The organism is Chitinivorax sp. PXF-14, assembly GCF_040812015.1.
Taxonomy (GTDB): Bacteria; Pseudomonadota; Gammaproteobacteria; order Burkholderiales; family SCOH01; genus JBFNXJ01.
This window is the reverse complement of sequence record NZ_JBFNXJ010000001.1, coordinates 293,507-314,416: the sequence shown is the minus strand read 5'-3', so window position 1 is coordinate 314,416 and position 20,910 is coordinate 293,507. Positions and strand designations below refer to the sequence as shown.

At 61.8% G+C, this 20,910-nt stretch carries 17 protein-coding genes, 1 tRNA gene and 1 pseudogene; 7 read left to right on the top strand and 12 right to left on the bottom strand.

Annotation, left to right across the window (positions count from 1 at the left end; translation table 11 throughout):
• Nucleotide 1 precedes the first annotated feature (1 nt).
• From phoB to tal, 5 genes are all read left to right on the top strand, one after another.
• Nucleotides 2–691, top strand: a complete 690-nt coding sequence (gene phoB, locus ABWL39_RS01465) for a phosphate regulon transcriptional regulator PhoB (protein ID WP_367786497.1) — start codon at nucleotides 2–4, stop codon at nucleotides 689–691.
• 54 nt (nucleotides 692–745) lie between these two features.
• Nucleotides 746–2,074 (top strand): phosphate regulon sensor histidine kinase PhoR, encoded by a 1,329-nt coding sequence (phoR, locus tag ABWL39_RS01460; RefSeq protein WP_367786496.1) that lies wholly within the window; start codon nucleotides 746–748, stop codon nucleotides 2,072–2,074.
• Between the two features lie 392 nt (nucleotides 2,075–2,466).
• Entirely contained in the window at nucleotides 2,467–3,261 is a 795-nt protein-coding gene (locus ABWL39_RS01455; protein ID WP_367786494.1) for a PEP-CTERM sorting domain-containing protein, read from the top strand.
• Between the two features lie 289 nt (nucleotides 3,262–3,550).
• Nucleotides 3,551–6,376: an XrtA/PEP-CTERM system TPR-repeat protein PrsT gene (gene prsT, locus ABWL39_RS01450; protein WP_367786492.1), complete on the top strand. Its 2,826-nt coding sequence runs from the start codon at nucleotides 3,551–3,553 to the stop codon at nucleotides 6,374–6,376.
• 73 nt (nucleotides 6,377–6,449) lie between these two features.
• Complete coding sequence (gene tal, locus ABWL39_RS01445) at nucleotides 6,450–7,526, top strand: transaldolase (protein ID WP_367786490.1); 1,077 nt, start codon at nucleotides 6,450–6,452, stop codon at nucleotides 7,524–7,526.
• Nucleotides 7,527–7,572: 46 nt separating this feature from the next.
• Here tal and ampD read toward each other — a convergent pair whose 3' ends face one another.
• The 8 genes from ampD to tgt form a co-directional block, all read right to left on the bottom strand.
• Entirely contained in the window at nucleotides 7,573–8,127 is a 555-nt protein-coding gene (gene ampD, locus ABWL39_RS01440; RefSeq protein WP_367786488.1) for a 1,6-anhydro-N-acetylmuramyl-L-alanine amidase AmpD, read from the bottom strand.
• A complete protein-coding gene (locus ABWL39_RS01435) occupies nucleotides 8,111–8,539 on the bottom strand; it encodes a hypothetical protein (protein ID WP_367786486.1) in 429 nt (142 codons plus the stop codon). The genes ampD and ABWL39_RS01435 overlap by 17 nt, the downstream gene beginning before the upstream one ends.
• Nucleotides 8,540–8,564: 25 nt before the next feature.
• Nucleotides 8,565–9,212 (bottom strand): DedA family protein, encoded by a 648-nt coding sequence (locus ABWL39_RS01430; protein ID WP_367786484.1) that lies wholly within the window; start codon nucleotides 9,210–9,212, stop codon nucleotides 8,565–8,567.
• A gap of 58 nt (nucleotides 9,213–9,270) precedes the next feature.
• Nucleotides 9,271–10,203 (bottom strand): protein translocase subunit SecF, encoded by a 933-nt coding sequence (secF, locus tag ABWL39_RS01425; RefSeq protein ID WP_367786482.1) that lies wholly within the window; start codon nucleotides 10,201–10,203, stop codon nucleotides 9,271–9,273.
• 15 nt (nucleotides 10,204–10,218) lie between these two features.
• Nucleotides 10,219–12,042 carry a protein translocase subunit SecD gene (gene secD / locus ABWL39_RS01420; RefSeq protein ID WP_367786480.1) on the bottom strand — a complete coding sequence of 608 codons (1,824 nt, stop codon included), beginning with the start codon at nucleotides 12,040–12,042 and terminating at the stop codon, nucleotides 10,219–10,221.
• 50 nt (nucleotides 12,043–12,092) lie between these two features.
• A complete protein-coding gene (gene yajC, locus ABWL39_RS01415; RefSeq protein ID WP_367786478.1) occupies nucleotides 12,093–12,416 on the bottom strand; it encodes a preprotein translocase subunit YajC in 324 nt (107 codons plus the stop codon).
• Nucleotides 12,417–12,681: 265 nt separating this feature from the next.
• The gene (gene trpS / locus ABWL39_RS01410; protein WP_367786476.1) at nucleotides 12,682–13,716 is read right to left on the bottom strand and encodes a tryptophan--tRNA ligase; all 1,035 of its coding nucleotides are present in this window, start codon (nucleotides 13,714–13,716) and stop codon (nucleotides 12,682–12,684) included.
• A gap of 265 nt (nucleotides 13,717–13,981) precedes the next feature.
• On the bottom strand, nucleotides 13,982–15,103 hold the full coding sequence (gene tgt, locus ABWL39_RS01405; RefSeq protein ID WP_367786474.1) for a tRNA guanosine(34) transglycosylase Tgt: 1,122 nt from the start codon (nucleotides 15,101–15,103) through the stop codon (nucleotides 13,982–13,984).
• Between the two features lie 375 nt (nucleotides 15,104–15,478).
• Between tgt and ABWL39_RS01400 the strand changes: the two are divergent.
• Nucleotides 15,479–15,907, top strand: a pseudogene (locus ABWL39_RS01400) (L-asparaginase); the annotation flags it as partial.
• Between the two features lie 41 nt (nucleotides 15,908–15,948).
• Here ABWL39_RS01400 and ABWL39_RS01395 read toward each other — a convergent pair.
• Entirely contained in the window at nucleotides 15,949–16,764 is an 816-nt protein-coding gene (locus ABWL39_RS01395; RefSeq protein WP_367786472.1) for a metallophosphoesterase, read from the bottom strand.
• Entirely contained in the window at nucleotides 16,761–17,795 is a 1,035-nt protein-coding gene (gene queA, locus ABWL39_RS01390; protein WP_367786470.1) for a tRNA preQ1(34) S-adenosylmethionine ribosyltransferase-isomerase QueA, read from the bottom strand. The genes ABWL39_RS01395 and queA overlap by 4 nt, the downstream gene beginning before the upstream one ends.
• A 169-nt stretch (nucleotides 17,796–17,964) precedes the next feature.
• On the opposite strand from queA, the gene ABWL39_RS01385 reads away from it, so the two are divergent.
• A tRNA-Leu gene (locus tag ABWL39_RS01385) sits at nucleotides 17,965–18,049 on the top strand.
• 141 nt (nucleotides 18,050–18,190) lie between these two features.
• Here ABWL39_RS01385 and ABWL39_RS01380 read toward each other — a convergent pair.
• On the bottom strand, nucleotides 18,191–19,618 hold the full coding sequence (locus tag ABWL39_RS01380) for a S41 family peptidase (RefSeq protein ID WP_367786468.1): 1,428 nt from the start codon (nucleotides 19,616–19,618) through the stop codon (nucleotides 18,191–18,193).
• 20 nt (nucleotides 19,619–19,638) lie between these two features.
• Nucleotides 19,639–20,877: a murein hydrolase activator EnvC gene (locus ABWL39_RS01375; RefSeq protein ID WP_367786467.1), complete on the bottom strand. Its 1,239-nt coding sequence runs from the start codon at nucleotides 20,875–20,877 to the stop codon at nucleotides 19,639–19,641.
• Nucleotides 20,878–20,910: the final 33 nt, after the last annotated feature.

Sequence of the window (20,910 nt, the reverse complement as noted above, 5' to 3'; positions counted from 1 at the left end):
CATGGCCGCAAATATTCTGCTTGTCGAAGACGAGCCGGCGATACAGGAACTGATTGCCTTCAATCTCGAGCAGGCCGGCCATCACGTGCTGCGGGCGGAATCAGCAGAACAGGGCCTCAACTACGTCAAGAGCGCACTGCCCGATCTCGTGCTGCTCGACTGGATGCTGCCAGGCCTGTCCGGCATCGATTTCGCCAAGCGCCTGCGCGCCGACGAGCGCACCAAACAGGTCCCGGTCATCATGCTGACCGCGCGCTCGGAAGAGCACGACAAGATCCAGGGCCTCGACAGCGGCGCTGACGACTACATCACCAAGCCGTTCAGCCCGCGCGAGCTGCAAGCCCGCATCAAGGCGGTGTTGCGCCGCCGCGCGCCGCAAATGACGGACGACGCGGTCGAGGTCAAGGGGCTGCGGCTCGACCCCGCCACCCATCGCGTCACGGCGGATGGCCAGTCGCTCGACTTGGGCCCGACCGAATTCCGGCTGCTGCATTTTTTCATGACACACTCGGAACGCGTGCACTCGCGCTCGCAATTACTCGACCATGTATGGGGCGACCATGTATTCGTCGAGGAACGCACCGTCGACGTCCACATCCGCCGTCTACGCGGCGCGCTGGAGCCCTCCAACCATGCGGATCTGATCCAGACCGTGCGCGGTGCGGGCTACCGTTTTTCGGCGCAGGCATGATTGCAACACGCTGCATGAGATAATTTCGGCATTCGACGACTGGAACGTTATATCTTGCTGGGTTTTTACAGTCGTACTCTGATAGCGCTCGCCGTAGCGTTGGCGCTATCACTCATGGCCTGGCCATGGCATGGCCCGCTGGGCACGGCCCTGGCCTTCATCGCATTGCTGCTGCTGATCCTGGCGTTTCATGTGCGTCAGCTTGGCAAGCTGCACGCCTGGTTGAAAAATCCGACCATGGAGCAGGTGCCGGAGAGCTTCGGCACCTGGGAGGCGGTCTACCATCGGCTCTACCAGATGGTCCGCACCCAGTTTCGCAGCCAGCAGAAGCTGTCATCCGCGCTCGACCGCTTCATCAGCGCCGGCGAAGCCATGCCGGATGGTGTGGTGGTGCTCAACGAGAAGGACCGCATCGAATGGTGCAACCCGGTAGCGATGCGTCACTTCGGCCTCGATCGGCGCCAGGACATCGGCCAGCAGATCAGCTACTTGGTGCGTAATCCCGATTTCGTCGAATACCTGCACGCACTCGATTACGCCCACCCGCTGAACTTCCGTCCCAGTCGCAGCCAGGAGCTGTTGCTGTCCGTCCAGCTGGTGCCGTTTGATTCGACGCGCAAGCTGCTGATCAGCCGCGACATCACGCAACTGGAGAAAGTCCAGACCGTCCTGCGCGATTTCGTCGCCAACGTCTCGCACGAGCTGCGCACGCCACTCACCGTCATTGGCGGCTTTCTCGAGACCCTGCTCGACCTGGAGCACCCCGATCCGGCCGCCACGACGCGCTACATGCGACTGATGCTCGACCAGGCCAAGCGCATGCAGCGCATCGTCGAGGACCTGCTGATCCTGTCGCGCCTGGAGAACGGGCAGAATCAATCACGCGATGAGCCGGTCAATATCCCGCAGATGCTGCAGAGCATCTTCGCCGATGCCCAGACCATCAGCGCCGATCGCCACCACATCACACTGGATCTGGCGACTGAGTTCCATGTACTGGGCAATCGCGACGAACTCTACAGCGCCTTCAGCAATCTGGTCAGCAATGCGATCCGCTACACACCAGAGGGTGGCGACATCCGGCTGGTGTGGAAAACGGAGAACCGCCGGGCCGTATTCTCCGTCACGGACACCGGTATCGGCATCGACCCGCAGCACATCCCTCGCCTGACCGAGCGCTTCTACCGCGTCGACAAGGGCCGCTCGCGAGATACCGGCGGCACGGGTCTGGGCCTGGCCATCGTCAAACACATCCTGCTACGCCATCACGCCACACTGGAGATTCAATCCCAGCCGGGCATGGGCAGCTGCTTCCAGGCATGTTTTCCGCCCGACCGACTGGCGGTGCAGGCAGCCAGCCCGGCCATGATTGCGAAACCATAGATATATCGGGAAACCGGCAATCGTCCCGTTTGCCATGCGGCGCCGGTCGCGCGGCTGCAAACAGCGAGCATGAGCATATGGGGCATGAAGATGCCACTTGCTGCGCAAGCATGAACATCCAGCCCAAAGAATGTGTCGAATATTTTTACACATACGGGGAAACGGTTGCAGCAAATCCGGCGGAAAGCCTTTTATATCACTGTCATGCGCACTCCGGCATGTAAATTGCTTACTCAGTAACTTAAATAGCGGCAAGAAAACGGAATGCCACTTTGAAGACCTGAACGCTCAGTCAACATCCAGCCAAGGTCATTGCATCGCTTGCCCCGCCAGTTCAAGGCTAGAAGCCGGGACGGCTTACAGAATTCGGAACATCTCTGGGATTATCGACGATGAAACCTCTCCACCTCGTTCAGATTACGGCGCTGGCATTTGGCTTGGCCGGAGCGCTGCCCGCCCTGTCGGCAAATTTGCCAGTCACATGGGACCTGACCACGACCAGCACAACGAAAACCCAAACCAGCAGCGGTGCGGGCAATAGCTGGAAGTTCACCAACGGCACGAGCTGGATCAAGGCCAGCTCCTACTACGCGGCGCAAAGCAGCGGCGCGCCGACCGGCAATCTGGCCAAGGCGCAAACCGACGTCTACAGCGGCGGTCTGGCCGTGTGCAGCAACGGCGAAACCTGCACCACCGCACCGCAGCACGCACTGGACAACAACACCCGTCAGGACTACCTGCTGCTCGAGTTCGACAGCGTTTACGCGATGAACTCGTTCAAGATCGGCTGGAATGCCTTCCAAGACTACGGCACCAATACCAACCGCACCTCTTACGACTCCGATGTCCAGATGTGGACCGGTGCTTCCAATCTGGCAGCAGGCCTCGACCTGACCACCGCCTGCAGCGGCACCTGCACGGCCTCGACGCTTGCCTCGCTTGGCTTCACGTCGACCAACACCAAGGTCTTCAACGACACCACGAATGGCACCAGCAACGCCATCACCGGTTTGAGCAATTCGCGCTATCTGCTGGTTTCCGGCGCCCTGGCCTCTGGTAACAATGACTACTTCAAGATGAGCAGCTTCACCGCCACCAAGGTCCCCGAGCCGACCTCAATCGCGCTCTTCGCACTGGGCCTGCTGACCCTGACCGCGGTCGGCGCCCGCAAGCGGACGAAGCACTAAGCCATTCACCGGCAACGGCAGTAACACTCAGAAAGGCCACCGATGGTGGCCTTTCGACATTTTGGCACTCGGCGCCAGACGGCCTGATGCCGAACGGGCATCCATCCTGGCAATACATCTCGTCGGCCAAATAGAATGTTTGCATATCTTGCGTGCTATGCTGCCTGATCAGGGCAATACCAGCCCGTCAATCGACCTAAGCCAGGGCGCAATATTTCCGTCGGCGACACTGCCCCTGGGGCGTGGACAGCCGACACACAACCGATACATACCGAGTCACGCAGCTTATATGCCTCTTCCCCGCCCCCCACTCCACCAGCACCGCAGCGGCTCCGCGTTCAGGCACAAACAAAGCCTGTTGGCAGTGGCGGCCAGCCTGCTGATTGCAGCCTGCAGCCAGCATGTCCCGACTTACGACGAATTGCTTGCCGAGGCAGCCCAGGCCACGGCGCAGGGCGCGCATGCAACAGCCCTGGTGGAGCTGAAGGCCGCGGTCGACATGCAGCCGCGAAATGCAGACACCCGCATCCTGCTGGCCCGCAGCCTGCTCGCCAACGGCCAGGCAAACGATGCGGAGAAGCAGCTCAGACGGGCCTTCCAGCTCGGTGCGGATCAGCAGCAGGTCCTCCCCTTGTTGTGCCAGACCCTATTCGAGCAGAAGTCCTTCCAGCAGCTCATCGAGGAAACCGAGCTGGCGGCGGGTAGCGGCACGCTGGATGCGGCATCGCAGGTCTATCGTGGCCGGGCATTGTTGATGCAGGGCGATGCCGACCAAGCGGAGCAACTGTTCAAACGCGCCCAGGCAACGCCGGCGAGCAAAGGCCCGGCCAGCATCGGCCTGGCTCAGGTCGAATTGTTGCGCGGTAACGTCGACAAGACGCTGAAGCTCATCAACGACGTACTGGCACAGCACCCGGACAACGCCGAAGCCTGGAGCGTGCGGGCCGATGTCTACACGATGCTGCAACAGAGCGACGAGGCCATCAACAGCTACCGCAACCTGCTCAAGTACAACCCCAAGGAGATCAGTGCCTATGTGCGGCTGGTCGATCTGCTTGCCGTTGCCAAGCGCTATAGCGAGGCGCGTGCCGAGGCCGACAAGGCGAAGCCGTATATCAAGGCAGACGGCATGAACGACTATCTGGCCGCCATCATCCTGTTCAGGGAAAACAAGCTGGCTGACGCCAGAAAGCAGATCGCCAAGGCGAACCAGCAACTGACGCAGTCCGTCCCGGCCATCACCCTGGCCGGGCAGATCGAGCTCGCCGACCAAGCGGCCACAACGGCCTCCGGCTACTTCCAGCAGGCGCTCAATATCGAGCCCGGCAACACCTACACCCGCATGCTGCTGGCGCAGGCGCAAATGATGATGCACGAGCCGCAGCAGGCCGTCGACACGCTGAAGCCCGCCCTGCTGGCCGCGCCCTATTCGGTGCCGCTATACACGCTGGCTGGCGAGGCGATGCTGAGTGCGGGTGATGACCAGCAGGCCATCTCCGTCCTGCAGTATGCGGCAAAGCTCGCCCCGGACAATGCCCGCGTCCAGCGTTCGCTCGCTTTCTCGCGCGTCGCGGCAGGCGACACCAGCGCGGCGCTTGCCACCTTCTCGAACGACAGCAAGGCAGCTCTCCAGACACGGGTACTGGTCAAGGTCATTCAAGCCATCCAGAACCGGCGAACGGCGGAGGCCGAACAACTGGCCCGCGGCCTCGTGTCGGACACGCCCGACCACCCGCTTCCGCACAATCTGCTGGGCGTGGCCCTGGCGCAGCAGCAAAAATGGGATGCCGCGCGCGCCGAATTTGGCAAGGCGCTGGACATCAAGCCGGACCATCTCCCCGCCCTGGTCAACCTGGCCAAGCTCGACCTGCAGTCAGGCAAGGCCGAGGCCGCCACCGGCCGCTTCGATACCCTGCTGAAGCGGCAACCCGACAATAGCGCCCTGTTGGTCGGGCGAGCCGAAGTCGGCCTGCAGGCCGGCGAGAACGCAAACCAGGTCGAGCCCTTGCTGCTGCGCGCGGTCAAGGCCAACCCCCATGCACTGCAGCCGGTGCTGATGCTGGCGCAAATGCATGCCCAGGCGGGAAATACCGCACAAGCGCTCGACTATGCCCGCAAAGCCAGAAACATTGCACCGAATGACCGCGATATATTGCGCACCCTTGGTCTTGCCGAATTGACCGGCGGCGATCGGGCCGCCGCCGTGACCGCGCTGACCCAATGGAGCGCGGCAGCGCCGAACGACATCAATGCCCTGATCTACCTGGCACGGGCGCAAGCCAACGACAACCGTGCCGCCAGTGCCGAGCAGAGCCTCACCAAGGCGTTGCAGCTCGACCCGAAACAGATTCAGGCACACATCGAACTCGCCCTGCTATACGCCAGAACCAAGCGGCCCGCAGATGCCAGCCGCAAGCTCGCCGACCTGAAAGCGCTCAAGCTGTCGGGCGATCGTCTGCGTGAGCTGCAGGGCGACGTCGAAATGGCGGCAGGCAAGCCGGCCGCAGCCGTTGAACAATACCAGGCCTTGTTCAATGCCTCTGCGTCGGCCGGCGTGCTGGCAAAGCTGCACGACGCGCTGGTACAGACAGGAAAAGTGGATGCCGCCATCGCGCTCGGCCAGCAGTGGGTGAGCCAGCATGCGACCGACACGGGTGCCAAGTACTTTCTTGCCGATGCAGCCAGCCGGGCAGGCCGCGCCGGTATTGCGGCGCAATACTATGAGTCCATTCTCGAGGCCCGGCCGAATGACCTGACCGCGCTCAATAACGCAGCACAGGCTTATTCGACCACCGATCCAAAACGCTCGCTCGAGCTGGCCCAACGTGCCGTCAAGCTGAGCCCGGACAACCCCTACGTACTCGACACCTACGGCTGGGCCCTGCTGCAGAACGGCAAGCTGGCTGCCGCCATCTCGAATATCGAACAGGCCTTTCGCAAGGCCGGCAACCAGCCTGAAATCACCTACCACTATGCCGTGGCGCTGCTGAAATCGGGCGACCGGACAAGCGCGAGGCAAAGGCTCGATGACCTGCTGCAGAGCAATCCGAATTTCCCCGGCATCGGCGATGCACGCTACCTGCAGCAGCAGTTGAGCAAGGAAGCGACGGAATGAGCGTCAAGGTTGTGGTTGTCGCCCCGGCATGATTGAATGGCCGGCAAACGGTTTTCCATTTCGCAGGTACAACATGAGCAGACTGATTCAAATCCGCAATTTCGGGCAGCGCGTCTGGCTGGACAACCTCTCCCGCCAGCTCGTCGCCGAACAGCTGTCGAACCTGGTGGCGGAGGACGGCATTGCCGGCGTCACCTCCAACCCTGCCATCTTCTACAATGCCATCGCCAAGGACGGCCGTTACCAGGGCGACCTGGCCCGCCTGAAGACGGAAAACCTCAGCGCCGAGCAGCGTTACGAAGCACTGGTCATTCCCGACATCCAGGCCGCCTGCGACCTGATGCGCACCCAGTACGACGCCACGGCCAAGGCAGATGGCTATGTGAGCTTTGAAGTCTCGCCATTCCTGGCCAACGACGAGGCCGGCACACTCGTGGCGGCGCGCCGTCTGTGGCAGGCTGTCGACCGCCCCAACCTGATGATCAAGGTGCCGGCCACCGCCGCCGGCACGGCGGCATTCGAGCAATTGATCGCCGAGGGGCTCAACGTCAACATCACGCTGATGTTCTCGCCCCGCCATGTCGAGACCATTTTCGACGCCTATCTGCGTGGCCTGCAACGGCGCGTGCAGCAAGGCTTGCCGGTAGATCACATCAAGGCCGTGGCCAGCGTGTTCATGAGCCGTGTCGACACCCTGATCGACAAGAAGCTCGATGCGATCGGCAGCGCCGACGCACTGGCCCTGCGCGGTAAGGCTGCCGTCGCCTTCGCCAGGACGGCCTACCACGACTACCAGACCCTGTTCCACGGCGCGCGTTTTGCTGAGCTCAAGGCGGCCGGCGCACGTCCGCAGTGCCTGCTGTGGGCCAGCACCGGCACCAAAAATGCCGCTTACAGCGATGTGCTGTACATCGAGGAGCTGATCGGCGACGAAACCGTCAATACGGCTCCGGATGCCACGCTGGACGCTTTCCGCGACCATGGCCAGGCAGCCGCCACGCTCGGCCAGGGCCTGCCTCAGGCGGAGCAGACCGTGGCAGCGCTCGCGGCCCTGGGCATCGATCTCAACGAGGTTGGCGAGCAATTGCAGCAGGAAGGATTGAAGCTGTTCGATGACGCGTTTGAGAAGCTGCTGGCGCTCACGGCCTGAAGTGCCTCATCTGCCGTGACAAACGCCCCGCTTCCCGGGGCGTTTGTCATGGTGCGTGCCACTGCCGGCGAAAGCGCGGCCAGTCGAAACAAGGGCCGGGGTCGGTCTTGCGGTCTGGCGCGATATCGGAGTGCCCCTGGCAATCGCACAGTGGGTAGCGCGCCTGCAAGGCCTCCACAACACGTGCCAGCGCCTCGTATTGGGCATCGGTGAACGGCTCGGTATCGCAGCCTTCGAGCTCGACGCCGAGCGAGAAATCGTTGCAGCGCTCGCGCCCACGCCAGCTGGATACCCCGGCATGCCACGCGCGGTCGTTGCAGGAGACGAACTGCACCACCTCGCCGTCGCGGCGGATCAGGAAATGTGCGGACACACGCAGCTGGGCGATGCCCGCATAGTAAGGGTGCTCGTTTGGGTCCAGTGCATTGGCGAACAGTTGCTCGATGCCTGGCCCACCGTACTGATTGGGCGGCAAGCTGATGTTGTGGATCACCAGCAATTCGACCGGCGTGCCCTCAGGGCGAGCATCGTGATTCGGCGACAACACCTGTCGCGCACCGACAAGCCAGCCATCGGCATTGACTTCAGCTGCGTTCGGCATCGTCGATCACGGCTTTCACCAGCTGGAACAGCTCCGGGCTATCCTTACGCCAGCTCACCAGTGCATTGGCGACACGCACGGCGTCGCTACGCGTTGCACCGAGCGACGGGCGCCTGAGGCGGTCAATCTCATCGCGTAGTGACTGGAACTCAGTCAGCGCCCGCTGCTGTCCGTCACTGAGCCCGGTGTCGTCAAGCTTGGCGACCAGCACCTCGAGCACGTCCATCACCCGCCCCAGCTGTCGCCCGTAACTCGCGACCTCGCGCACGATCCTGGCTTCCAGCGCTGGATCCCCCGACTGCATCTGATTGATCGTGACCGGGGCAAGCTGATACCACCACGACCAGGGCTGCGACACATTGCCGGACCATGGCGCCGCAAACGAGAACGGGTTGGCTGGATCATTGGGCATGGCAAACCTCCTGCAAGACAATCAGTCAGACAGCGGAGCGGCCGGCCTTGCGGTGTTTGAAAGCCTCAATCACCACCGGCAGCAAGGAAATCACGATGATGGCAAGCATGATCAATTTCAGGTTTTCCTTCACCACCGTCAAGCCCCCGAAGAAATAGCCGGCATAGACGAACAGCGTCACCCAGGCCACGGCGCCAATGACATTGAAGCTCAGGAACTTGCGGTAGCTCATCTCGCCGATACCGGCGACGAACGGTGCGAAGGTACGCACGATGGGCACGAACCGCGCGACGATGATGGTCTTGCCGCCGTGTTTTTCGAAGAAGGCGTGGGTACGCGCCATATGCTCGGGCTTCACCCAGCGCGAGTCGGGGCCGGCGATCAGGTGACCAAAGCGCTTACCGATCGCATAGTTCAACGAATCGCCAAGTACCGCGGCCACAATCAGCGACAGCGCCAACACATGCGCTTCCAGCGCCCCCTGTGCCGCCAGTGCACCCGCCACGAACAGCATCGAGTCACCGGGCAGAAGCGGCATCACCACCAGGCCCGTCTCGATGAATACGATCATGAACAGGATGCCGTACACCCAGGTGCCATAGCTCTGCACCAGCTCGACCATGTGCTTGTCGATGTGCAGGATAAAGTCGATCAGATACTTGATGGCTTCCAACTCAATTCACCAGACTGGATACGAATACATGAAAAAGGCGGGTTGCCCCGCCTTGTTGTCAGACTACCGCTTCTTCTTTCTTCTTCACCTGCACGATGAAGTGCTCACGCTTCACGCCGAGCCACATCGCCAGCGGGCAGGACACCAGTACCGAGGAGTAGATACCGAACAGAATGCCGATGGTCAGCGCCAGTGCGAAGTTGTGCAGCGTCGGGCCGCCAAATACCAGCATCGAGGTCACCATCATCTGTGTCGACAAGTGGGTGATGATGGTACGGCTCATGGTGCTGGTGATCGCATTGTTGATGATGTCGGGGATTGCGCCCTTGCGCATCTTGCGGAAGTTCTCGCGTACCCGGTCGAACACCACCACCGACTCGTTCACCGAATAGCCGAGCACTGCCAGCACACCGGCCAGCACTGGCAGGTCGAATTCCCACTGGAAGAAGGCAAAGAAGCCCAGGATGATCACCACGTCATGCAGGTTGGCGATGATGGCCGCCACCGCGAAGCGCCACTCGAAGCGCATGCTCAGATAGATGACGATACCCGCGATCACCATGCCGAGCGCCGCCAGGCCACTCGTGAACAGCTCCTCGCCCACGGCCGGGCCAACGAATTCGACGCGGCGCAACTCAGCCCCGGGGTTGTCGCTCTTCAGCTTACCCATGATGGTGTCGGACAGCTGGGACGAGGTGATGCCCTTTTTCAGCGGCAGGCGGATCATCACATCCTTCGAGGTACCGAAGTTCTGCACCACGGCCTCGGAGAAGCCGATCTGGGTCAGGTCGCTACGTACCTTGCCAAGATCAGCGGCCTGCTGGTAGGCCACTTCCAGCACCGTGCCGCCGGTGAAGTCCACACCGAAGTGCAGACCCTTGGTCGCCAGAAAGAAAACCGCCGCCAAAAACGTGATGAACGAAATGACGTTGAACTTCAGCGCATGGCGCATGAAGGGGATATCTTTTTTTACATGGAACAGCTCTAGCATGGTCTGCTCCCTCCTTTATACCGAAATACCGGACAGGCGACGGCGGTAGCCATAGATCAGGTTGGTCAGGCCGCGCGCCACGAATACCGAGCTGAACATCGAAGTCATGATGCCGAGGCAATGCACCACGGCAAAGCCCTTGATCGGGCCGGAGCCGACCAGGAACAGCGCGATACCGGCGATCAGCGTGGTGACGTTCGAATCCAGAATGGTGGCCCAGGCGTGCTCGTAGCCGGCCTTGATGGCCGCCTGCGGCGTCACGCCGGCGCGTACTTCCTCACGGATGCGTTCGTTGATCAGCACGTTCGAGTCGATCGCCATACCGAGCGTCAGCGCAATCGCCGCGATGCCCGGCAGGGTCAGGGTTGCCTGCAGCATCGACAGGATGGCGATCAGCAGGAACAGGTTGACGCCAAGCGCGAACACCGCCACGCCGCCCATCACGCGGTAGTAGATGAGCATGAACACGGTGATCGCGAGGAAACCGTACATCGTCGAGTGGAAGCCCTTGGCGATGTTGTCCTTGCCAAGGCTCGGGCCGACCGTGCGTTCCTCGATGATGGTCATCGGGGCCGCCAGTGCGCCGGAGCGCAGCAGCAGCGCGATGTCGTTGGCTTCCGCCGTGTTCATCGAGCCCGAGATCTGCACGCGTCCGCCGCCGATCTCGCCACGGATCACCGGGGCGGTCACCACCTCGGCCTTGCCCTTCTCGACCAGGATCATCGCCATGCGATGGCCGACGTTGTCGTGGGTCACCTGCTTGAAGATCGCCGAGCCGGTGCTGTCGAGGTTGATGTGGACAGCAGCCTCGCCATTCTCGCCGAAGCCCGGCTGGGCATCATTGATGTTGTCGCCGGTCAGTTCGACGTCCTTCTTGACCAGGATCTTGCTCGGGCGGCCATCGCGGCCTGCTTCGTCGAGCAGCTCGTAGCCCATCGGCACGTTGCCGGAGAGAGCATCCTGCAGCTTGCTCGGATCGTCCTCGACCATACGCACTTCCAGCGAGGCCGTGCGGCCCAGGATGTCCTTGGCCTTGGCCGTATCCTGCACGCCCGGCAGCTGCACCACGATGCGGTCGGCACCTTGCTGCTGGATGATCGGTTCGGCCACGCCGAGTTCGTTCACACGGTTGTGCAGCGTGGTGATGTTCTGCTTGACCGAATCGCCCTGCACGCGGGTCAGCTCTTCCGGCTTGACGGTCAGCGTGAGCTTGATATCACCGTCAGGCTGGGCCTTGACCAGCAGCGCCGGCATGTCCTTCTCGATCAGTGCACGCGCGGCCGTCATGGTTTCCTGGTCGCGGAACTTGACCTCGATCGAGGTGCCGATGCGGCGCACCTGGCCAAAGCGAATCTTCTTGTCGCGCAAATCGCGGCGGATGTCGCCGGCGTAGCGTTCCATGGTCTTGTCGAGCGCAGCCTTCATGTCGATCTGCAGCAGGAAGTGCACGCCACCGCGCAGATCGAGCCCCAGGAACATCGGCCGTGCCTTCAGCCGCGTCAGCCACTCCGGCGAGCTCGACAGCAGGTTCAGCGCCACGATGTAGCTGCCGCCGAGCTGCTGCTGAATGACGTCACGCGCCTTGAGCTGGGTGTCGGTATCCTTGAAGCGAGCCTTGATGCTGTTGCCATCGAGGAAGACACCGTCCACCTGCAGCTTGGCGTCGATCAGTGATTGTTCGACCTGCTTCATGGTTTCCAGATCGAGCTTGATCGAAGCACGCTCGGGCGAAATCTGCACGGCAGGCGATTCGCCAAAGAAGTTCGGCACCGTGTAGAGGCTGCCGACGATCAGCGCCACCGCGATGATCAGGTATTTCCAGAGGGGGTAACGGTTCATGATGGCTTGCGCAAGAACGCGAGGCCGCGACGGCGGCCCCGGGGGTTGGGTTACAGGCTTTTCAGCGTGCCCTTGGGCAGAACGGCCGAAACGGCACCGCGCTGGAAGGTTATTTCGACGTTATTGGCCACTTCGAGCGTGATGAACTGCTCGTTGAGCTTGGTGATCTTGCCGACAACTCCGCCGTTGGTGGCGACTTCGTCCCCCTTCTGCAGGTTGGACAGCATGCTCTGCTGGTCCTTCATCTTCTTCTGCTGCGGACGAATCAGCATGAAGTAGAACAGTACGAAGATGACGACCATCGGGGCGAACGACAGCAGGTCGAAACCGCCTGGAGCGGCGGGAGTATTGGCGTAGGCGGTACCGATAAACATGGAGTAAAGCTCCGAAAATCCGATTGCAAAAAGTCGGCCGCCGGGGGCGGCATGGCATTGTTATGTCGACGGTATCCGCCGACCAAAGACCGGCATTGTAGCCGGAAGCGGTGACAAATTCGAGTTGATGCTTTAGATCGCGCCGCCAAGGCGAGCGAGACCAGACCGCAGATCGAATCCACGCACGGTGGGCCGCCGCTTCCGGCAAACTTGCACAGCCACGCATACGAGCCCTGGCGTGGCGTGTAAGTTCCGAATAGGTGAATTACAGGAAGTAATAATCCAGCCCGATTTCGCGCCGCACTTCCGACAGAGTCCTAGCGGCAACATCACGCGCGACGAGCGAATGCTTGCGCAACATCTCGAGGATCGCCCCCTTGTCCCGGCTCAGCTCGGTGCGGCGCTCACGAATTGGCTGGAGCAATGCCTGCAGTCGATCTTCGAGCTGGCGCTTGACCACGCTGTCGCCCAGGCCACCAGCACGGTAACGTGCTTTGAGGTCCGCCACCAGCGCGGCATCGGGCTCGAATGCGTCGAGATAGGTGAACACCACATTGCCTTCGACCTGCCCCGGGTCGTCGACGCGCAGATGATTCGGGTCGGTGAACATCTGCTTGACTGCCTGGCTCACCTGATCCGCCGGGGCAGACAAGGCAATCGCATTGCCGAGCGACTTGCTCATCTTGGCCTGGCCGTCGATACCGGGCAGGCGCCCGACCCGCGACAGCACCGCCTGCGCCTCGACCAGTACATCCTTGCCCACGCTGCGGTTGAACCGGCGCACGATCTCGTTGGTCTGCTCGATCATCGGCAACTGATCCTCGCCGACCGGTACGTGGCGCGCCTTGAACGCGGTGATGTCAGCCGCCTGCGCCACCGGGTAGGAGAGGAAACCGGCCGGGATATCACGCTCGAAGCCGCGTTGGCGGATTTCTTCCTTCACGGTGGGATTGCGCTCGAGCCGTGCGACCGACACCAGGTTGAGGAACAGCACGGTCAGCTCGGCCAGCTCCGGCACCTTGGACTGGATCAGTAACGTGCTCTTGTCGGGATCGATGCCTACCGCCAGGTAGTCGAGCGCAACTTCGACCACGTTGTCGCGCACCTTGGCATAGTTGCCCATATTGTCGGTGAGCGCCTGCATGTCGGCGATCATCACGAACTGCCGGTATTCGTCCTGGAATTTGACGCGGTTGGCCAGCGAGCCGACATAGTGGCCCAGATGCAGCGGGCCGGTCGGCCGGTCGCCGGTCAGGATGACGGGCTTTTGCGGTTGGATATAGGTGTCGTCGAGCATCATAGCGGTCTCCATTCAGTCTTAACCTCGAGAAACCGCCGGGCCTGGTACCGTTCTGGCGACCACTGGCGACGCCCACAAAGAAAATGCCGCCAGTCTCCCGGCGGCATGTTTCAAATGTTCTATCGATACAAAAGAACCACGGTGCCGCCTTATGCAGGGCGCCACCAATAAAAGCCATAGAAAGCGAAGCGGTTCTGGTTCATGCGGCGATCATCACCCAGCAGCACACAGGGCGTCAAGCCCCGTACCGCACGGCGGAATCCGTCTAGCCGGCCGACTTTGCCAGCACCTGCCGCTCCTCGCGGAACTGGCGACGGAAGTCGTCGAAGCGGCCGAGGTCGATCGCGGCACGGATGTCGCGCATCAGTTGCTGGTAGTAGTAGAGGTTGTGGATGGTATTGAGCCGCGCGCCGAGGATCTCGTTCATGCGCTGCAGGTGGTGCAGATAGGCACGCGAGAAATGCTGGCAGGTATAGCAGCCACAGGTCTCGTCGAGCGGATTGGTATCGGTCTTGTATTTCGCGTTGCGAATCTTGATGTCGCCAAAGCGCGTGAACAGCCAGCCGTTGCGCGCATTGCGCGTCGGCATCACGCAGTCGAACATGTCGATGCCCTGCGACACGCCATAGACCAAGTCTTCAGGCGTGCCAACCCCCATCAGGTAACGCGGCTTATCCACCGGCAGCTTGGGCGCGGTATGGGCGAGGATGCGCACCATGTCCTCCTTGGGCTCGCCTACCGACAGGCCGCCAATGGCAAAGCCATGGAAACCGATATCCATCAGCCCCGCCAGCGATTCATCGCGCAAATCCTCGTACATGCTGCCCTGCACGATGCCGAACAGCGCATTGGGGTTTTCCAGGCGATCGAATTCGTCGCGCGAGCGGCGTGCCCAGCGCATCGACAGCCGCATCGACTTGGCAGCCTCGTCGCGCGTGGCCGGGTAAGGCGTGCACTCGTCGAAGATCATCACGACATCGGAATTGAGCACGCGCTGGATGCGCATCGACTCCTCCGGCGTCAGGAACAGCTTGTCGCCATTGACCGGGCTCTGGAACTTGACCCCTTCCTCGGTGATCTTGCGCAGCGCCCCCAGGCTGAATACCTGGAAACCGCCCGAGTCGGTGAGAATGGGCCTGTCCCATGCCATCATCCCGTGCAGGCCGCCGTGGGCCGCCACAACATCGAGCCCGGGGCGCAACCAGAGGTGAAAGGTATTACCGAGAATGATCTGCGCGCCGATGTCGTGCAGTTCGTGCGGGCTCATGCCCTTGACCGTGCCGTAGGTGCCGACCGGCATGAACACCGGGGTTTCGATCTTGCCGTGGATCAGTTCCAGGGTGCCGCGGCGTGCGAGGCCGTCGGTCTTGTGCAATGAGTACTTCATGATGTCCTTTCGACCGGCAGCACAAGCCGGCGAGTGCCTGCAACAACGCCAGCGGGATTGCCCGCCGCGCAAAAGCCGACATTCTACCCCGCACGCCGCCTTTGCGTGCACCAACGACGGCAAGGTCACGCACCCCACAAATGCCAGCCAAAAGTTCCTTGCCAATGGGGATATCCCTGTTAGGTATTTCGGCAATAGCCGCTGATATTGCAGTGCGGCAGAATTCGCAGCGTGAAATCCAGCTAGGCGTAAGCCTGCTCCTCTCTCCTTCTGAAACGGGATACCAAACGGTGTCCCGTCTTTTTTCCTCCCACCTCCCTGCAGTACTCGCGCCGCACTCGAGACATGCGCCCAGCCTCATGTCAGTTCGGACCCAACCGCCCGCATTTCTACCGGCTGCCGGTCCGCAAGCACACGCTCGAAACCGAATTCAATGTCGACGATCTGAGCACGCTCCCGCAGGTCGATATCGTCTATGGCTACGCCAGCAACAATCGCATCGCGCTCGATGCGCTGGTCAAGGCTGGGGCCAAGGATATCGTGCACGCCGGCGTGGGTGACGGCAGCCTGTCCAACACCACGAAACCTGGCCTGGTCGATGCCCGCAAGCAAGGAGTGATGATCGTGCGCAGCTCCCGCGTCGGCCAGGGGATTGTCGCCCGGAACGGCGAAGCCAACGATGATGAGCTCGATTTCGTGGTGAGCGACACGCTCAATCCGCAGAAGGCACGCATCCTGCTGATGCTGGCGCTGACGCGCACCAATAACAGCAAGGATATACAGCGCATGCTCTACACCTACTGAGCCTCGCCGGCGAGAAAGATTGGGGCCTGACGGCCCCTTTTTCATGCAGCCGAATCGGGTGAGAAGCAGGCCGAATGCAAGGTTTCGCTGCCATCCGGCCGCCGCTCCAGCAGGCTCAGGTGCATGGGAACACCGGTATCCTCGGACTCGATCCAGACGTTGCCGGCATAGCCGGCCCCCGTGTCGAGAAAGCGATGGGACAGCACGGTCACGGGATGCGGCACCGGGTTGTGCCCGCAATAGGTCAGCGACAGCCCGGGGTAGAAACTCGGTTCGTCATCGCACATGGCGGCAAACCCGGCGTCCGGCGCCAGGGCCCGTGCCCAGATCAGCATGTCGGCCTGGTTGGGTGCGTCCCCCAGCAGGCCATCATCGATGTCGGCATCACGCCATAGCCGCAGCGGCTCGGTCGAGGCAAGCAGGTGGGCATGCACCAGATGAAAGCGGGACGGCCCATCCCGCCCCACCACCAGGATGTGGGGCAAGGCCGCAGCCATGTCGGCAAGCTGCAGCAGTTCTGTGTCCCGCTCATCGATCAATTGCTGTGCCCAGGCACCGCCATTCAGATGATGAAACATGCGGCGCTGGCCGTCAGGGTTGGCAATGGCATCGAGCAGCATCTGCTCATGATTGCCGATGACGGCGTGAAACCACGACTCGCAAATCAGCCGCAGGCAGCCAAGCGAAGACGGCCCCCGATCAACCAGGTCCCCCGTCGACAGCACTCGATCCAGCGCTGGATCGAACTGCAGACGATCGAGCAAGCGCAGCAGATCGTCGAGACAACCATGCAGGTCGCCCACGATGAGATCACGCCCCTGAGCGTTGTGCGGCAGGGAGGCAATGCGCGGGTTCACATGTCCTCGTTGCGATCAATCAGCATGGCATCACCATAGCTGAAGAAGCGATAACGTTCGGCAACGGCATGTGCATAGGCGCCACGCATATGGTCGTAGCCTGCAAAGGCGGACACCAACATCAACAGGGTCGACTTGGGTAGGTGGAAATTGGTCAGCAGCCGGTCGACCGTGTTGAAGCGATAGCCGGGGGTAATGAAGATGTCAGTCTCACCCTGCCCCACCTGCAAGGTGCCGGATTGCGAGGCGGCCTCGAGCGCACGCAGGCTGGTAGTGCCGATTGCAGTCACCCGCCCACCGCTCCTTCTGGCTTCGGCCACCGCATCGACGGTTTCCGGCGGGATCGAATACAGCTCGCTGTGCATGCGATGCTCGGCGATGTGGTCAACGCGCACGGGCTGGAACGTGCCAGCGCCGACATGCAGCGTGACATAGGCGAGTTTGACGCCCATCTCGCGCAGGCGCTGCAGCATTGCATCGTCGAAATGCAGACCGGCTGTCGGCGCCGCCACCGCGCCAGGATGCTCGGCATAGACCGTCTGGTAACGTGTTTCGTCGGTATTGTCGGGGCTGTGCTCGATATACGGCGGCAGGGGCAACTGGCCCGACTGCTCGAGTATCGACAGGACGTCATCCTCAGCCTGGAAGCGCAGGCGAAACAGATCCCCCTGCCGCTCGACCATCTCCACCTGCCAACGTTGCGCAAGCAGCAGCTGGCTACCTGGCTTGGGAGACTTGCTGGAACGCACGTGCGCCAACACCTCATGGGTATTGAGCACCCGCTCCACCAGCACCTCGACCTGGCCGCCACTGGCCTTCTGGCCGAACAGGCGCGCCTTGATCACCTTGGTGTTGTTGAAGACCAGCAGATCGCCCGCGCGCACGAGCGTCGGCAAGTCGGCAAACATCCGGTCGGCAAAATGGCCACTACGGCCATCCAGCGTCAGCAGCCGGCTGCCGCCACGTTCGGAACACGGGGATTGAGCAATCAGCTCATCAGGCAAGGTGTAGTCGAAATCGTCGGTACGCATGGAGAGGGGAAGGCGGAGCGACAGGGCCGCCCATTGAAATCACAACAGTCGAGTATAGCCGAGCCCCCATGGCTGGGCAAAAGGGCTTGCCTGCATGTCACCTTTCATGGATAATCCGCCTCCTACTTTTGGCTGACCAAATCTGAATCAGGCAGCCAGACCATCTGCGGCCCAGGTGGCGAAATCGGTAGACGCAGGGGACTCAAAATCCCCCGCCGCAAGGCGTGACGGTTCGAGTCCGTCCCTGGGCACCAAGTTTGGTTCACGCATACCCAAAACCCGCATAGCGTTGCGCCATGCGGGTTTTTTGTTTTGCCTGCACCGATCATCACCATCGGTGGCACAAACAACAAGGGCCGCGATTGCGGCCCTTGTCAGAACGACGGGTCAGCCACTCAAGACTTCGGGCCCATCTTGCTGACCACGATCTGCTGCACCTTCAGCACATTGAGTGCCTGCTGCAACTGGTAGTCCTGCTTCGAGCCGAATTCGATCGGGCCATCGACCTTGCCTGCATCATCCTTCCCCGCTCCACCCTTGGCCGGTTGTGCCTTAGGGGCGGCAGCCGGTTTGGCTGGCTGCTTGCCTGCCTCGGGGTCCTGCGGGTTGTCCAGATGCCCAGCCAGGTCCGCTTCACGGAAGCGCAAGCCCGCGTCGAGCGAGCTGAGCTTGGCCTCTTCGACCTCGACATCGGGCTCGATCCCCTTGGCCTGGATCGACCGTCCGTTCGGCGTGTAGTAACGTGCCGTCGTCAGCTTGATGCCAGTGGTGGCCGAGAGCGGCAGCACGGACTGAACCGAGCCCTTACCGAAGGTCTGCGTACCGACGACGATGGCGCGCTTGTGATCCTGCAGGGCGCCCGCCACGATTTCGGATGCCGATGCCGAGCCGCCGTTGACGAGCACGACCATCGGCACACTCTTGATCTCCTTGGGCAGGTTTTTCAGCGGGTCGTCGCTGCGGCGCGCGTAGTCTTCCTTGTTGGTGAATTTCTTCATCTTGGAGTCCGACACACGGCCATCGGTGTACACCACCATGGTATTGGCGGGCAGGAAGGCTGCGGAAACGCCTACCGCTGCGTCAAGCAGGCCACCCGGGTCGTTGCGCAGATCGAGCACGAAACCCTTCAGCCCACCCTTGCCCTGCTTGTACTGGCTGTCGATCGCCTTGGCCAGGTCCTCTACCGTGTGCTCCTGGAACTGGGTGATGCGTACATAGCCGTAGCTATCGTCCAGCAGCTTGCCCTTGACGCTCTGCACCTTGATCACCGCACGCGTCAGCGTGAAGGTCAGCGGCTTGCTCTCACCCTTGCGGATCACGGTCAGCGTGATGTTGGTATTGGGCTTGCCGCGCATCTTCTTGACTGCGTCGTTGAGCGACATGCCGCGCACGGTCGCATCGTCGAGCTTGATGATCAGGTCCCCGGACTTGATGCCGGCCTTGAATGCCGGGGTATCTTCGATCGGCGTGATCACCTTGACGAAGCCGTCCTCAACGCCGACTTCGAGGCCGAGCCCACCGAATTCACCCTGGGTACTTTCGCGCAACTCCTTGAATGCAGCCTCGTCGAGGTAGACCGAATGGGGATCGAGGCCGGACAACATGCCGTTGATGGCCTCGCGGATCAGCTTCTTGTCTTCCACCGGCTCGACATAGTCGGCCTTGATTCGGCCAAACACCTCTGTAAAGGCGCGCAGATCCTCAACCGGCAGCGGCTGGGTCTCCTGATTTTTTTCGGCAATGGCGCCAAAGTTGAGGCTGATCAGTACGCCGACGATAACGCCAGCGGAGACCAGACCGAATTTCTGCATATTGTTGCGCATGGATGCGTCCTAATGTTGACTCAGCTCGTCCACTGGGCGGGGTCGAGCGGCTTACCTAAATGGCGTAATTCAAAGTATAACCCGGTTTCCTCAGCCCCGCCGGTGTTGCCCGCGCGGGTGACCACGTCACCGGCCTTGACCCGGTCGCCGACTCGTTTGAGCAGCGATTCGTTATAACCGTACAAGCTTAGATAGCCGCCGCCGTGGTCGATGATCAGCAGGTTGCCGAAGCCACGCAGCCAATCGGCGAATACCACCTGCCCCGCGGCGATGGCGTGCACGGCCTCGCCCGGCGACGTCCGGATGAACACTCCGCGCCAGTTGCTACCCCCCTCGGCCCGTGGCGAGCCGAAGCGATGCAGCACATCGCCGCGGGCCGGCAGGCGCAAGCGCCCCTTGAGCGCGACGAAGCTGTCCCCGGCAACCGGCTCCGGCACGACATCATTACGGGCGATGACAGTGCTTTCCGCCGGCTTAGAGTCGGCCAGCTCGGATTTAGTTGCATTCTTCGCCACCTCCGACTTGCTGGCCTTGGCGGCGCGTTCCGCCCGCGCCTTGGCTTTCGCCTGTTCTGCCGCGAGCTTGGCCGCACGGATGCGGGCCGCCCGCTCGCGCTCTTCCGCCAGGCGGGTCAGGCGCGTGATGAGCTGGGTCAGACGTTGCTCATCCTGCTTGAGCTTATCGACGGCCTGCCGCCGCGACTTGATCTCGCCCGATACTTTGGCCAGCACCGCGGCACGCTCGACCTTCTGCTGCTCCAGCGTGGTTTTCTGCGCGCGCTTGTCGGTCTCGATGCGCTGTAGTTCACGCTCCTTGGCGGCGGCTTGCTCCAGCAAGGCGTTGAGCTCGCTCATCTGCAGCCTGAGCGCGGCAATGAGCTTGGTTTCCGCCTGGGCAATATAGCGGTAGTAGGTTAGCTCACGCTCGGCCAGGGCGGGGTCCTGCCCCGACAGGGCAAGCTTGACCGCATCGGGCTGCCCCGCCCGGTAATGCGCGGCAACGAGCTTGCCCAGTTGCTGCTGGCGATCCAGGGTCTCGCGGCGGCGCGCGGCCAGGTCGTTCTTCAGGCGTTGCAACTCCTGGCGGGCCTGCACGTGCTCGGTCGACAGGCTGTCGATCAGACGATTGGCCTCGGAAATGGCTCGCTCGGATGACTTCAGCGCGTCGACCGCCTCTACCCGGTTCGCCTCACCCTTTTCGATTTCTTTCTGCAGGCTTTGGATCTGGCTGCGCAGCTCTTTGAGCTCGGCTTTTGGCACCTCCGGTTCGGCCGGCGCGGAAGACGCAAAAGG

Coding starts and splice junctions, on each gene's coding strand:
- phoB (WP_367786497.1), top strand. CDS start 2: ATGGCCGCAAATATTCTGCTTGTCGAAGACGAGCCGGCGATACAGGAA.
- ABWL39_RS01455 (WP_367786494.1), top strand. CDS start 2,467: ATGAAACCTCTCCACCTCGTTCAGATTACGGCGCTGGCATTTGGCTTG.
- prsT (WP_367786492.1), top strand. CDS start 3,551: ATGCCTCTTCCCCGCCCCCCACTCCACCAGCACCGCAGCGGCTCCGCG.
- tal (WP_367786490.1), top strand. CDS start 6,450: ATGAGCAGACTGATTCAAATCCGCAATTTCGGGCAGCGCGTCTGGCTG.
- ampD (WP_367786488.1), bottom strand. CDS start 8,127: ATGCCGAACGCAGCTGAAGTCAATGCCGATGGCTGGCTTGTCGGTGCG.
- ABWL39_RS01435 (WP_367786486.1), bottom strand. CDS start 8,539: ATGCCCAATGATCCAGCCAACCCGTTCTCGTTTGCGGCGCCATGGTCC.
- secF (WP_367786482.1), bottom strand. CDS start 10,203: ATGCTAGAGCTGTTCCATGTAAAAAAAGATATCCCCTTCATGCGCCAT.
- secD (WP_367786480.1), bottom strand. CDS start 12,042: ATGAACCGTTACCCCCTCTGGAAATACCTGATCATCGCGGTGGCGCTG.
- yajC (WP_367786478.1), bottom strand. CDS start 12,416: ATGTTTATCGGTACCGCCTACGCCAATACTCCCGCCGCTCCAGGCGGT.
- trpS (WP_367786476.1), bottom strand. CDS start 13,716: ATGATGCTCGACGACACCTATATCCAACCGCAAAAGCCCGTCATCCTG.
- tgt (WP_367786474.1), bottom strand. CDS start 15,103: ATGAAGTACTCATTGCACAAGACCGACGGCCTCGCACGCCGCGGCACC.
- queA (WP_367786470.1), bottom strand. CDS start 17,795: ATGCGTACCGACGATTTCGACTACACCTTGCCTGATGAGCTGATTGCT.
- ABWL39_RS01380 (WP_367786468.1), bottom strand. CDS start 19,618: ATGCGCAACAATATGCAGAAATTCGGTCTGGTCTCCGCTGGCGTTATC.